Origin of the sequence: Streptomyces sp. G7(2002) (assembly GCF_028870195.1) — a bacterium.
In the GTDB taxonomy this organism is placed as follows: domain Bacteria; phylum Actinomycetota; class Actinomycetes; order Streptomycetales; family Streptomycetaceae; genus Streptomyces; species Streptomyces nigrescens.
In genome coordinates this window covers 763,031-778,050 of the sequence record NZ_CP102609.1, presented here as the reverse complement: position 1 = coordinate 778,050, position 15,020 = coordinate 763,031, and the positions used below count along the sequence as shown (strand labels likewise).

The window sequence follows — 15,020 nt, the reverse complement described above, 5'->3', positions numbered from 1 at the left end:
GCGAAACAACCGGAACCACCACGTGGATGAGGGTGCATGAACGACCAGAAGCTCCTCGAGTACCTCAAGAAGGTCACCAACGACCTCCACCAGACCCGCCGGCGCCTGCAGGAAGTCGAGGCCGGGCGTCAGGAGCCGGTGGCGATCGTGGCGATGAGCTGCCGTTTCCCCGGTGGGGTGGGTTCGCCGGAGGAGTTCTGGCGGCTGCTTGCGGGCGGGGTGGACGCGATCGGTGAGTGGCCGGCCGACCGTGGCTGGGATGTGGAGTCGCTGTACGACCCGGAGCCGGGTGTACCCGGCCGCAGCTACACGCGTGCCGGTGGTTTCCTGGACGATGTCAGCGGCTTCGACGCCGGCTTCTTCGGGATCTCGCCACGCGAGGCACTGTCCATGGATCCGCAGCAGCGGTTGCTGCTGGAGACGTCGTGGGAGGCGTTCGAGCGGGCCGGGATCGACCCGGCATCGCTGCGCGGCAGCCGCACCGGTGTCTTCGCCGGCACCAACGGGCAGGACTACACCCCGCTGCTGCTCGGTGCCGCGGAAGGACTGGAAGGCCATATCGGCACCGGCAACGCCGCCAGTGTGGTGTCCGGCCGGGTCTCCTACGCGCTGGGCCTGGAGGGGCCCGCGGTCACCATCGACACCGCCTGCTCGGCATCGCTCGTCGCCCTCCATCTGGCGGCGCAGGCGCTCCGGTCGGGAGAGTGTGACCTCGCACTGGCCGGCGGAGTCACCGTGATGTCCACCCCCGGACTGTTCCTGGAGTTCAGCCGGCAGCGCGGACTGGCCGCAGACGGCCGGTGCAAGGCGTTCGCGGATGCGGCCGACGGCACCGCCTGGGGCGAGGGCGCCGGCATGCTCCTGGTCGAGCGGCTCTCCGACGCCCGGCGGCACGGACACCCCGTCCTTGCCGTCCTGCGCGGCTCCGCGGTCAATCAGGACGGGGCGTCGAACGGTCTGACGGCCCCCAACGGCCCTTCCCAGCAACGCGTCATCTGGCAGGCGCTGTCCGGCGCGGGCCTGGCCACGGCGGATATCGACATGGTGGAGGCACACGGCACCGGCACGACGCTCGGCGACCCCATCGAGGCCCAGGCGCTGCTGGCGACGTACGGGCAGGACCGGGACGCGGAGCAGCCGCTGTGGCTCGGCTCCGTGAAGTCGAACATCGGGCACACCCAGGCAGCCGCCGGAGCGGCCGGAGTCATCAAGGCCGTGCTCGCCCTCCACGAAGGGCTGATGCCCAGGACCCTGCACATCGACCGGCCCTCGTCGCACGTCGACTGGTCGGCGGGGAATGTCTCGCTGCTCGCCGATGCCACACCATGGCCCGACCGCGGGCGGCCCCGCCGGGCCGCGGTCTCCTCCTTCGGCGTCAGCGGCACCAATGCCCATGTCATTCTCGAACAGGCCCCGGCCCAGGACCCCGCCCCCGGGACGGCCGACGGTGCCCCCGGGACGGCCGACGGTGCCCCCGAAGTGGACGCCGCCTCCCGGCACCTCGTCTTCCCCGTCTCCGCGCGGACCGCGGACTCGCTGCGCACGCTCAGCGCCCGGCTGCGCGAGCGGCTGTCCGGGCAGCCGGCGCCGCCGCTGCGTGACCTCGCCTGGTCGCTGGCCACCACGCGCACGGAGTTCGAGCACCGGGCCGCCGTGATCGCCGACGGCCACGACGAGCTGCTCCGCGGCCTGGACCTGCTCGCCCGCGACGCTCCGGCCCCCGGAGTGGTACGCGGCACGAGCGGAGCGGACGGCCGTACCGCTTTCGTCTTCCCCGGCCAGGGCTCCCAGTGGGCCGGCATGGCCACCGAACTGCTCGATACCGAACCGGAGTTCCGTGCCCGCTTCACCGAGTGCGCACAGGCCGTGGAACGGTTCTCCGGATGGTCCCTCGACGAGGTGCTGCGCGGCGCCGAGGGGGCACCGTCCCTCGACCGTGCGGACGTCGTCCAGCCCGCCCTGTTCGCCGTGAAGGTCGCACTGGCGGGGCTCTGGCGCGCCCGGGGCGTGGAGCCCGACGCCGTCGTGGGGCACAGCCAGGGCGAGATCGCCGCGGCCTGCGTCGCCGGTGCGCTGACCCTGGAGGACGCCGCCCGGGTCGTCGTCCTGCGCGGCCGGGCACTGACCGCACTCGCGGGGCGGGGCGGCATGCTGTCCGTCCCGCTGCCGCTGCCCGAGGTGGAGGAGCGCCTCGCCCCTTGGGGCGACCGCATCTCGGTCGCCGCCGTCAACAGCCCCCGTTCCGTGGCCGTCTCCGGCGAAACGCACGCGCTCGACGAGCTGTTCGCCGCGCTGCAGGCCGACGGTGTCCGGGTACGCCGGATACCGATCGACTATGCGTCCCACTCCGCGCAGGTCGAGGAGGTCCGCGAGCAGATGCTCGCCGACCTCGCGCCGATCAGCCCGCGCACCGGCGCGACACCGTTCTTCTCGACGGTGACCGGCGACTGGATCGACACCGGCCTGCTGGACGCCGAGTACTGGTACCAGAACCTGCGCCGGACCGTACGCTTCGAACACGCCGTCCGCTCCCTGGCCGAACAGGACTACCGCGCCTTCGTCGAGACCTCACCGCACCCCGTGGTGACGACCGTCGTACGGGAGACGCTCGACGCGCTCGACATCCCGGACGCCGCCGTCGTCGGCACCCTTCGCAGGGGGGAGGGCGGCCGCCGGCGCTTCCTCACCTCACTCGCCGAACTGTCCGTCGCCGGCGGGCCCGTCACCTGGCGCACGGTCCTCGACCCCACCGGGGAGGGCGGCGGCGCCCGGCGGATCGCCCTGCCGACCTATCCCTTCCAGCACTCCCGCTACTGGCCCCGGCCCGCCCCCGAACCGCGCGGCAGCTCCGCCGAAGAGACCGACTCCGGCTTCTGGGAGGCCGTCGCGAGCGGCGACGCCGACACGCTCGGCGCGGCGCTGGACGTGGACCCGGCCACCCTCGATGAGCTGCTGCCCGCGCTGTCCGACTACCGCCGGCGCCACCGCGAAGCAGCTCAGGCCGACTCATGGCGCTACCGCATCACCTGGAAGCCGGTCCTCGCCGGCGCCGCGCCCGCCACTCTCCGTGGCACCTGGCTGGTGGTGACCACCGGCGACGATGCCCTGGTCAGCGGCCTGACCGAGGCAATCTCGGCGGCCGGTGCGCACCCCGTCACCGTGCCGGTGGACCCGGAAGAGGACCGGGCCGCACTCGCCGGAACGATCGAGGCGGCGCTGCGTGACACGGCTTCCCCGGACGCACCGCTGCCCCCGGTCACGGGCATCGTCTCCCTGCTGGCCCTGGAGGAGGACGACCACCCCGCCCACCCCGGCCTGCCCCGGGGCTTCGCCGCCACCGTCGCCCTCGTCCAGGCACTCGACGACCTCGGCGTCGAGGCCCCGCTGTGGTTCGCCACCCGGGGCGCCGTGGCCACCGACCCGCTGCGGGGCGTCACCGCACCGCGCCAGTCCCTGGTGTGGGGCTTCGGCCGAGTGGTCGCCCTGGAGACGCCGGAGCGCTGGGGCGGACTGCTCGATCTGCCCGAAAGCCTGGACCCGGCCGTGGCCGGCGCCGTGGTCCGGGCGCTCGCCGGAATCGGCGACGAGGACCAGATCGCGATACGGCCGAACGGTGTCCTCGCCCGGCGACTGGTCCGCGCCGCGACCGGCGAGCCCGACACCACACGCCGGTGGACGCCCCAGGGCACCGTCCTGGTCACCGGCGGAACCGGCGCCCTGGGGCAGCATGTGGCCCGCTGGCTCGCGCGAAACGGCGCACCGCATCTGCTGCTCGTCAGCCGCCGTGGTGCCGACACCCCGGGAGCCGCCGAACTCGCAGCCGAACTGGTGGAGTTCGGCACCCAGGCCGAATTCGCCGCGTGCGACATCGCCGACCGGGACGCGCTCGCCGCCCTGCTCGACACGATTCCCGCCGACCGGCCGCTCACTGCGGTCCTGCACACCGCCGCCGTACTCGACGACGGGACGATCAACTCCCTGACCCCCGCCCAACTGGCCGGGGTGCTCCGGGTGAAAGCCGGCGGCGCACACAACCTCGACGAACTGACCAGACGGCATGACCTGTCGGCCTTTGTGCTGTTCTCCTCCACCGCCGGCACCATCGGCGCGCCGGGACACGCCAACTACGCCCCCGGCAATGCCTACCTCGACGCCCTCGCCCAGCAGCGCAGAGCAGCCGGGCACCGGGCCACCTCCATCGCCTGGGGCCCCTGGGCGGAAGGCGGTATGGCCGAGGGCGCCGTGGGCGAGCGACTGCACCGGCACGGCGTACGTGCCATGGACCCCTGGTCGGCCGTCGCCGCGCTGCAACGTGCCCTCGACCACGACGACACCGCACTGGCCGTCACCGACATCGACTGGGACACCTTTGCGCGTGCCTACACCACGGCCCGTCCCCGGCCCCTGATCGCCGACCTTCCCGACGCTCAACGGGCACTCGCCACGGCCGGACCCACGACGGCGGAGACGGCCGAAGGCCCCGTACTCGCCCGGCAGCTTGCCGCCCTCGACGTGGCGGAGCAGCGCAAGGCCCTGTCGGAACTCGTCCGCGCCCATGTCGCCGCCGTCCTCAACCACACCGATCCCGACGAGGTCGCCCCCCACCGGGCCTTCCGCGAGCTGGGCTTCGACTCCCTCATGGCGGTCGAACTCCGCAATGCGCTCGGCGTGGCCATCGGCAAACGGCTCCCGGCCACGCTCATCTTCGACCACCCGACCCCGGCGGCGCTGGCCGCCCGGCTGCGCACCGAACTGGATCTCGACGAGGCTCCGGCTCCGGCCGCGCCCACGCCCGCCGGACCGGCGGACCACGAGGACGACCCCCTCGCCATCGTGGCGATGAGCTGCCGTTTCCCCGGTGGGGTGGGTTCGCCGGAGGAGTTCTGGCGGCTCGTTGCGGGCGGAGTGGACGCGATCGGTGAGTGGCCGGCCGAACGTGGCTGGGATGTGGAGGCGCTGTACGACCCGAAGCCGGGTGTACCCGGCCGCAGCTACACGCGTGCCGGTGGTTTCCTGGACGATGTCGGCGGCTTCGACGCGGGCTTCTTCGGGATTTCACCGCGTGAGGCGGTGGCGATGGACCCGCAGCAGCGGTTGCTGCTGGAGACGTCGTGGGAGGCGTTCGAGCGGGCCGGGATCGACCCGGCGTCGCTGCGCGGCAGCCGCACCGGCGTCTTCGCCGGCACCAACTACCAGGACTACACCTCCCGTTCCCTCGCCTCGGCACCGGACGCCGAGGCCCATCTGGGCACCGGCAACTCGGCGAGCGTGATGTCCGGCCGGCTCTCCTACACCTTCGGCCTGGAGGGGCCCGCGGTCACCGTCGACACCGCCTGCTCGGCATCGCTCGTCGCCCTCCATCTGGCGGCGCAGGCGCTCCGGTCGGGGGAGTGTGACCTCGCACTGGCCGGCGGCGTCACCGTCATGTCCACCCCCGGGCTCTTCCTGGACTTCAGCCGCCAGCAGGGTCTGGCCGCCGACGGCCGCTGCAAGGCGTTCGCCGACCGGACCGACGGCACCGGCTTCTCCGAGGGCGTCGGCATCGTGCTGGTCGAGCGGCTCTCCGATGCGCAGCGGAACGGGCACCCGGTGCTGGCGCTGCTCCGCGGCTCCGCGGTCAACCAGGACGGCGCCTCGAACGGGCTCACCGCCCCCAACGGCCCCTCGCAGCAGCGGGTGATCCGCGAGGCCCTGGCCGACGCCGGCCTGTCCGTCACGGAGGTCGACGCCGTCGAGGCCCACGGCACCGGCACGGCACTCGGCGACCCCATCGAGGCCCAGGCTCTCCTGGCGACATACGGGCAGGAACGGGCGGCCGACCGGCCGCTCTGGCTGGGTTCGGTCAAGTCCAACATCGGGCACACCCAGGCCGCCGCCGGTGTGGCGGGCCTGATCAAGATGGTGCTGGCGCTCCAGCACGGCGTCCTTCCGCCCACCTTGCACATCGACCGGCCGTCGACACATGTGGACTGGTCGGAAGGGAACGTACAGCTGCTCACGGACACCGTGGAGTGGCCCGAAACCGACCGGCCGCGACGGGCAGGCGTCTCCTCCTTCGGCATCAGCGGCACCAACGTGCACACCATCCTGGAAGAGGCCCCCGCCACCACCACCCCGCCTCCGGGCAGCACACCGGCCGTACCCGTCCCCTGGGTCCTCAGCGGCACCACCCGCGACGCGCTCCGGGCACAGGCCCGCAGGCTGCTCGCGCATGTCGAGGACCGCCCCGAACTCGGCCTGCCGGACGTGGCACAGTCCCTGGCCACGACCCGTACCGCCTTCGAGCACCGCGCCGCACTCGTGGGCGCCGGCCGTGACGAACTGCTGAGCGGCCTGCGTGCTCTCGCGACCGGCGAGACCTCCGCGCATGTCATCACCGGGGTGGCGAGGGGCGAGGGCGCAACAGCCGTGCTGTTCACGGGTCAGGGAGCCCAACGCGCGGGAATGGGCCGGGAGTTGTACCAGAATTTCCCGGTGTTCGCGGAGGCTTTCGATGCGGTGTGTGCGCACTTCGACGGTGAGTTGGTCGCGCCACTGCGGGATGTGGTGTTCGGTGAGGACCCGGGTGTGGAGCGGCTGAATCAGACTGGTTTCACTCAGCCCGCGTTGTTCGCGGTGGAGGTGGCGCTGTTCCGGCTCTTCGAGTCCTTCGGAGTCCGTCCTGACTACCTCATGGGTCATTCCATCGGTGAGTTGGTGGCCGCGCATGTGGCGGGGGTGTGGTCGCTTGCGGACGCCTGCCGTCTGGTGGCGGCGCGTGGCCGGTTGATGCAGGCGTTGCCGGCGGGTGGGGCGATGGTCTCCCTCCAAGCCACCGAGGCCGAGGTGCTGCCGCTGCTGGAAGGCCGTGAGCAGCGGGCGAGCATTGCCGCGGTGAACGGCCCGACCTCGATCGTCATAGCCGGTGAGGAGTCCGTGGTCGCGGACATCGCCGGGCGCTTCGAGTCCGAGGGCCGGAAGGCGAAAAGGCTCCAGGTCAGCCATGCCTTCCACTCCCCGCTGATGGAGCTGATGCTCGCGGAATTCCGGACGGTCGCCGAAAGCGTGGCGTACGAGGAGCCCCGTATCCCGGTGGTCTCGAACGTCACCGGTGAACTCGCCACACCGCAGGAGTTGACCTCACCCGACTACTGGGTGCGGCATGTCCGTGAGGCCGTCCGTTTCGCCGACGGCGTCCGGTGGCTGGAGGAGCACAAGGTCACCCGGTTCCTGGAGATCGGCCCGGACGGCACCCTGACCGCCATGGCTCAGGGATGCCTCGACGGTGACCGGGTGCTGATCCCGGTGCTGCGCAAGGACCGGTCCGAGACGCCCGGCGTCATGGCCGCGGTCGGCGCGCTCCACACCTCGGGCGCCGGCCTCGACTGGTCCGTGCTGTGTCCCGGCGCCCACCGCGTCGACCTGCCGACCTACGCCTTCCAGCGGCGGCGCTACTGGTGGGAGGCGGTGGCCGGGGCCGGGGACCTCGAAGCCGTGGGGCTGAGCGCGGCCGAGCACCCGCTGCTCGGCGCGGCGGTCACCGTGGCCGGTTCGGAGTCCGTGGTCTTCACGGGGCGGCTGTCCCTGGCCACCCATGCGTGGCTCGCCGATCATGCGGTGCTGGGCAAGGTGATCCTGCCGGCCACGGCCTATCTCGACCTGGCCGTCAGCGCCGGTGACCGCACCGGATGCGACCACCTCGCCGAACTCACCCTGGAGGCGCCGCTTGTGCTGCCGCGGCAGGGCGCCGTCCAGCTTCAGGTCGCGGTGGGCGCACCCGACGACGCCGGGTGCCGCTCGTTCACCGTGCACTCCCGGCCCGTGGACGAGGGCGACGCCGCGCCGTGGGCCCGGCACGCACAAGGCACCTTGACCACCGCTCCGGCGAACGAGCCGGAGACTCTGGGCAGTTGGCCGCCCGAGGGCGCCGAGCCCGTCGGGGCGGGGGAGTGGTACGACGCCTTCGCGGAAGCGGGGTTCACGTACGGGCCCGCGTTCCAGGGGCTCGGGCCCGTGTGGCGGCGCGGTGACGAGCTGTTCGCCGAGGCCGCACTGCCCGAGCCGCACCGGGCCGACGCCACGCGGTTCACGTTGCACCCCGCGCTGCTCGACGCGGCCGTCCAGACACTGCTCGTCGGCGGCCGGGACGCCGGCGGCACGGGCGACGGCGGGGCGATGCTGCCGTTCGCCTGGAGCGGGGTGACCTTCCATGCCGAGGGGGCCGACGCGCTGCGGGTACGTCTGAGGCCCGCCGAGGGCCGGGCCGATGCCTTCTCGGTGCTGGTCACGGACGCCTCCGGCCGGCCCGTGGCTGTCGCCGATGCGCTGACCCTGCGCACGGTGACCCCTGACCAGATGCCGGCCTTCCCGCAGGTCGGGCCGGATGTGCCGCTGCGCCTCGACTGGCAGGCCGCCGCCCTGTCCCCGCGTTCCGGGGCCGCACGGTGGGTCGTGCTCGGCAGTCCGGTCGGCGCCGCTCCCGGCGGACCGGTGGATGCCGGGATCGCCAAGGCACTGGACGGCGCAGGCGTGCACGCGGAGTCGTACGCAGATCTCGAAGCCCTGTCAGCCGCCGTGGCCACGGGGATGACGATGCCCGACACCGTGCTGCTGGAGTGCGCACCGCAAGCCGGTGCGGACACCCCGGACATCCGGGAACTGCTCCTCACCACCCTCGCCGTCTGCCGTCACTGGCTCGCCGAGGAGCGGTTCGCCGGCTCCCGGCTGGTGATCGTCACCCGGGGCGCCGTCGCCGCCGAGCACGGAGAGGACGTCAGCGATCTCGCCGGAGCGGCGCTGTGGGGGCTGGTCCGCTCCGCACAGCTGGAACACCCCGGACGGTTGTGGCTGCTCGACCTCGACCACCGCGAGGCGTCCCGCGGCGTGCTCGCGGACGCGGTGGCTGCCGCGCACCCGCAGACGGTCCTGCGCGCGGGCGAGTTGCGGCTGCCGCAGCTGTCCCGCGTCGAGCCTCCCGAGGCCCTTGAGTCCCCGTTCGACCCGGAGGGCACGGTGCTGGTCACCGGGGCCACCGGCGCGTTGGGGAAGCTCCTGACGCACCATCTCGTCACCCGTCACGGGGTACGGCACCTCCTGCTGGCCAGCCGCGGCGGGTCCGCAGCCGAGGGAGCGGCGGAGTGGTGCGCCGAGCTGGCAGAGGAGGGGGCGACAGCCTCTCTGGTGGCCTGCGATGTCGCCGAGCGTGCAGAGGTGGAGCGGCTGCTCGGCTCGGTCCCGGCGGACCACCCACTGACCGCCGTCGTGCATCTCGCCGGAGTCGTCGACGACGGTGTGCTGACCGCGCTCGGCGAAGAGCGGATCGACCGGACACTGCGGCCGAAGGCCGACGCCGCCTGGCTGCTGCACGAGCTGACGAAGGACCAGAAGCTGACGGCGTTCGTGCTCTTCTCCTCCGCGGCCGGCACCTTCGGTTCGGCGGGGCAGGCCAACTACGCGGCCGCCAACGCCTTCCTGGACGGTCTGGCCCGGCACCGGGCGGCCCAGGGGCTGCCGGCCACCTCGCTGGCCTGGGGGCTGTGGGCCGAAGACAGCGGAATGACGGCCGGGCTCGCCGACACCGACCGACGGAGGATGGCCCGTGGCGGTATGCGGCCGCTCTCCGCCGACGACGGGCTGGCACTGTTCGACGCCGCACTGGCGACAGGTGAGAACGCCCTGGTCACCGTGGGCCTTGCCACAGGGGGACGCACGGCGCTGCCGGGCGGTGCGGCTCCCGGCCGGGCCCGGCGTCCGGTCGCCGCGTCCGGAACGGACAAGGACGATCTGCTCGCACGGCTGGCGGACGCCGGCCCCGACGGACGGGACGCGCTCCTGCTGGACCTGGTACGGCGTCAGATCGCGGCGGTCCTCGGTCACGGGTCGCCCGAGGAGGTCGAACCGGACCGTGGCTTCGCCGAGTTGGGCTTCGACTCGCTGACCGCCGTGGAACTGCGCAACCAGCTCGGCACCGTCACCGGCCTACGGCTCCCGCCCACGCTCGTCTTCGACTTCGCCACCCCCGAGGAGCTCGCCGCCCGGCTGGGAGAGGAGCTCACCGCGGGCGTCCTCCCGCAGCCCGGCTCCGCAGGACCCGACGACCGCCCTTCCGCGACGGGACGGGAGCAGGACACCATCGGAGCCCTCTTCCGGGAGGCCAGCGAGTCGGGACGGGTGGCGGAGGGATTCGGGCTGCTGCAGGCGGCCGCCCGCCTCCGGCCGACGTTCGACACACCGGAGGAGTTCGGGAGCGCCTTCGCGCCCGTGCGGCTCGCGCGTGGCGGCGCCTCCCCGGACGCGGACGGGCCGACGCTGATCTGCTTCAGCTCGTACGTCGCGCTCGCCGGTGTGCACCAGTACGCCCGGTTCGCCGCCGTCCACCGGAACTCGCGCGACGTATGGGCGCTGCCGACCCCGGGCTTCGGCCGCGGAGAGCGCCTGCCCGCCTCCCTCGACGCGGTCGTACGGCTGCAGTCCGAGGCGGTGCTGCGGTGTGCGGACGGCGGCCCGGTGGTGCTGCTCGGCTCGTCGTCCGGCGGCATCCTGGCCCTCGCCGTGGCGCACCATCTGCAGAAGGCGGGGACACCGCCCGCCGGTGTCGCGCTGCTGGACACCTACCTGCCGCGCGAGGACTCGCCCTTCACCCGGTTCGCCGGAGAGATGATCGGGGGGATGTTCGACCGCGAGTCCCTGTTCGCGCACATGGACGCAGGCCGGCTCACCGCGATGAGCTGGTACCTCCACATCGTCGGCGCATGGTCGCCGGACTCGCTCTCCTGCCCCGTGCTGCTCGTGCGCTCCAGTGAGCCGCCGGCCACCGGCGAGCCGGCGGGAGCGCTCGCACCGGAGGAATGGCAGGCGTCCTGGGACGGCGCGGGCACCGTCACCGACGTGCCCGGCAACCACTTCACGATGATGGAGGACCACGCGGGCTCCACCGCGAAGACCGTGGCCGACTGGATGGCGGCCCTGCCGGGTGCGCGGCCGCCGGGCGGCACACCGCGATGAGCGGCGGGTACGCAGGAGTCGCCCGGACCGTGCCCGCGGGGGCGCGGGGCCCCGGCCCCCGCCCCGGACCATTGTCTGGGCGATTCACCAGACCCTGCCGGCGACGGTCGGCGGCGCGCCGCACAGCCGACACCATGGTCGAAAGCTCATGAAACGAGAGGAGACACCGTGAAGGTCACGGTTGATCAGGACCGGTGTGTCGGTGCCGGAATGTGCGCGATGACCGCGGGCGAGGTCTTCGCGCAGCACGAGGACGACGGCCTCGTCGTGCTGCGGATGACCGAGCCGCCCGAGCACCTGACGGACCCCGTGGAAGAGGCAGAGCAGCTGTGTCCCTCCCGTGCCATCACGGTGGACCCCGCTGCCCCCTGACCGGTCCGGTGAGGAGCCATTGTCTGGAGGAATCCCCAGACCCCGGCGGCGCGGTACCGCACGGCACTGCCGGAGACCACAGGATGAGACCGACACCATCCGCGCTCGGCCGTGAATGCGTGCCTCGCGGCCGTGTCGAGGCCACCCGACTACGCGCGACCGAGAGGGGATCCCCATGCGCGTGCTGTTCGCCGCACTGTCCGAGAGGTCGCACCTGTATCCCATGGTGCCGCTGGCTTGGGCGATGACCGCGGCAGGGCACGAGGTGCGTATGGTCAACGCCCCGTCCCTCACCGGCCTCGTCACCGGCACCGGTCTGGTCTCGGCTCCCGTAGGCCGCGACCACGGACTGCACCAGGCCATGAAACTGGCCCCCGAGACACAGGACCAGGACTTCGCCAACTGGAGCCGGCTGGGACCGGGGGAGGTGGACTGGCCCGCCCTCCGCGACCGCTACGAGTCCAGCGTCCGCTACGGCTTCTCGCCGTACAACGATCCGGTGGTGGACGACATGGCCGCGCTGGCACAGAGCTGGCAGCCGGATCTGGTCGTCCGGGACCCGCTCTGCTACGCCGGAGCCATCGCCGCCCGCGCCTGCGACGCCGTCCACGTCCGACTGCTGTGGTGCGCCGATGTCTACGGCAGGGCACGTCAGACCTATCTCGGCCTGATGGGCCAGGTCCCGCCCGAAGAGCGGGTGGACCCGCTCGCCGACTGGCTCGACGAGCGTGGCGCGCCCTTCGGCGTCTCCTGCGACGAAGAGCTGATCCACGGCCAGTACACCCTCGACACCACACCGCCGAGCCTGCGGCCGCCCACCACGCTGCCGTCCCTGTCCATGCGCTATGTGCCGTACAACGGGGACGCGGTGTGGTGGCAGTGGCTGCGCGAGGCACCCGAGCGGCCGCGCGTCTGTCTGACCCTCGGCACGAGCAACACCGAGGCCTACGGCGGTGACTATGTCTCCGTCTCCGACATCCTCGGAGCGCTGGCTCCGCTCGACATCGAGGTGGTCGCCGCTCTCCTTCCGCAGCAACGGGAGGCGCTCGCCGACATCCCCGCCAATGTGCGCGCCGTGGACGACGTGGCGCTGCACACCCTGCTGCCCAGCTGCTCGGCCGTTATCCACCACGGCGGTTGGGGGACCTACGCCACCGCCCTGATCAACGCCGTGCCGCAACTCACCCTCTGCACCTCTGTCGCCGACCTGGAGTGGCGGGGCCGGTCCCTGGAGCGCGCCGGCGCGGGGATCACCGTCCACCACAGCGAGGTCACCGCCGACCTGGTGCTCCGTCACACCCTGCAGATCCTCGACGATCCGGGCTTCGCCGCCGCCGCGCAGCGCTTGCGCGACGAGTCGGCGGCGATGCCCAGCCCGCGCGACATGGTCGCCACGCTGGAGCAACTGGTCGCGGAGCGCTGACCGGGCCGTGTCGGCCGGCGACCGACGGGCCCTCCCCCTGACACCACTCGCCCCTGGATGGAAACCGTGAAGGCTCTTGTGCTCTCGGGAGGCGCTGGTACGCGCCTGCGGCCCATAACCCACACCTCCGCCAAACAACTCGTCCCGGTCGCCAACAAGCCGATCCTCTTCTACGTGCTGGAGGCCATCGCCGAAACCGGCATCACCGAGGTCGGCATGATCGTCGGTGACACCGGACCGGAGATCCGCGAGGCGGTCGGCGACGGCTCACAGTTCGGCCTCCAGGTGACCTACATTCCGCAGAGCGCCCCGCTCGGCCTCGCCCACGCGGTCCTCATCGCCCGCGACTTCCTGGGCGACGACGACTTCCTGATGTATCTGGGGGACAACTTCATCTCCGGCGGTATCACCGATCTGGTCGAGGGCTTCCGCAAGGAGCGTCCCGACGCGCAGCTCGTGCTCAGCCGGGTCCCGGATCCCACCGCGTTCGGGGTGGCGGAGCTGGACGCCACGGGCCGCGTCACGGGCCTGGAGGAGAAGCCGCAGCACCCCAAGAGCGATCTGGCGCTGGTCGGCGTCTACCTCTTCACCCCCGCGGTGCACGAGGCGGTACGGGCCATCCGGCCGTCCGCACGCGGCGAACTGGAGATCACCGACGCCGTGCAGTGGATGGTCGAGGCGGGCCAGGACATCCGTTCCGGTGAGCTGTCCGGCTACTGGCGGGACACCGGCAGCGTCGTCGACATGCTGGAGGTCAACCGCATGCTTCTGGAGAGCCAGGAACGCCGCATCGAGGGATCGGTGGACGAGGCGAGCGAGATCCTCGGCCGGGTGCGCATCTGCCCCGGCGCGACGGTCCGCGCCTCACGGATCGTCGGGCCCGCCGTGATCGGCTCCGGCACCGTCGTCACCGAGTCCTACATCGGTCCGTCCACCTCCATCGCGGAGGACTGCCGCATCCATGACAGCGAACTGGCCTCCTCGATCGTGCTGCGCGGTTCGTCGTTCGAGAGCGTGCGCCGGGTGGAGGCCTCGCTGGTCGGACGCAACGCCCATGTGGCGCTCGCACCACAGCGTCCGGTGGCCCACCGGCTGGTCATCGGCGACCACGCCAAGGTGCACATCCAGTCCTGACGCCGCTCACACGGCGGTCCGACCCACTCACCCGCACCGAACAACGGAAGGGGGAAGGCGCTCCCCACCGGCCTGGAAGCCCAGGCCCTCGCGCCACAACCTCGATGAGCCCCACGAGAATCCTGGTGACCGGCGGCGCCGGCTTCATCGGGTCGCACTACGTCCGCACGCTCCTGGGATCCTTCGGGCCGGGCGATGTCCACATCACCGTGCTCGACAGCCTCACCTACGCGGCCAGCACGGCCAACCTGGACGAGGTCCGGCAGCTGGAAAGCTTCCGCTTCGTCGCCGGCGACATCTGCGACGAGGCACTCGTCGACAAGCTGATCGCCGCACACGACCAGGTCGTCCACTTCGCGGCCGAGTCGCATGTCGACCGCTCCATACTCAGCTCCGCGGCGTTCGTCCGCACCAACGTCCTGGGCACCCAGGTCCTGCTGGATGCCGCGCTCCGGCACGGGCTGCGGACCTTCATCCATGTCTCGACCGACGAGGTCTACGGATCGATCGCCACGGGGTCCTCCTCGGAGACCCATCCGGTCAGCCCCAACTCGCCGTACGCGGCCTCCAAGGCCTCCAGCGATCTGATCGCCCTCTCCTACCACCGCACCCACGGCCTCGATGTGCGGGTCACGCGCTGCTCCAACAACTACGGGCACCGTCAGTTCCCGGAGAAGGTCATCCCGCTGTTCGTCACCAACCTCCTGGACGGCAAGAAGGTCCCGCTGTACGGCGACGGTCTGCACGTCCGCGACTGGCTGCACATCGACGACCATGTCCAGGGCATCGAACTGGTCCGCACCGCCGGCCGCCCGGGCGAGGTCTACAACATCGGCGGAGGCACCGAACTGAGCAACCGGGAACTGACCGATCTGCTGCTGGAGAGCTGCGGGGCAGGGCCGGAGATGATCGAGTACGTCATCGACCGCAAGGGACACGACCGGCGCTACTCGGTGGACTGGAACAAGATCCAGACCGAGCTGGGCTACAAGCCCGCCAAGGACTTCGCCGACGGCCTGGCCGAGGCGGTCGCCTGGTACCGCGACAACCGTGACTGGTGGGAGCCGCTCAAGGAACGCGCCGAGCTGCTCGCCCAGACATGCTGAGG

5 protein-coding genes are annotated in these 15,020 nt (G+C 72.1%); all 5 read left to right on the top strand.

The genetic code is table 11. The features are described 5' to 3' along the window. The first annotated feature begins 36 nt into the window (after positions 1–36). The 5 genes from NUT86_RS03365 (at position 37) to rfbB (ending at position 15,018) form a co-directional block, all read left to right on the top strand. Positions 37–10,983: a type I polyketide synthase gene (locus NUT86_RS03365; protein ID WP_274733293.1), complete on the top strand. Its 10,947-nt coding sequence runs from the start codon at positions 37–39 to the stop codon at positions 10,981–10,983. A gap of 168 nt (positions 10,984–11,151) precedes the next feature. Further along, positions 11,152–11,355 (top strand): ferredoxin, encoded by a 204-nt coding sequence (locus NUT86_RS03360; RefSeq protein ID WP_274733291.1) that lies wholly within the window; start codon positions 11,152–11,154, stop codon positions 11,353–11,355. Positions 11,356–11,530: 175 nt separating this feature from the next. Beyond that, positions 11,531–12,778 carry an activator-dependent family glycosyltransferase gene (locus tag NUT86_RS03355; protein WP_266436767.1) on the top strand — a complete coding sequence of 416 codons (1,248 nt, stop codon included), beginning with the start codon at positions 11,531–11,533 and terminating at the stop codon, positions 12,776–12,778. A 66-nt stretch (positions 12,779–12,844) separates the two neighbouring features. Next, on the top strand, positions 12,845–13,912 hold the full coding sequence (locus tag NUT86_RS03350; protein ID WP_159491371.1) for a glucose-1-phosphate thymidylyltransferase: 1,068 nt from the start codon (positions 12,845–12,847) through the stop codon (positions 13,910–13,912). A gap of 104 nt (positions 13,913–14,016) precedes the next feature. Continuing rightward, entirely contained in the window at positions 14,017–15,018 is a 1,002-nt protein-coding gene (gene rfbB, locus NUT86_RS03345; protein WP_274733287.1) for a dTDP-glucose 4,6-dehydratase, read from the top strand. Positions 15,019–15,020 lie beyond the last annotated feature (2 nt).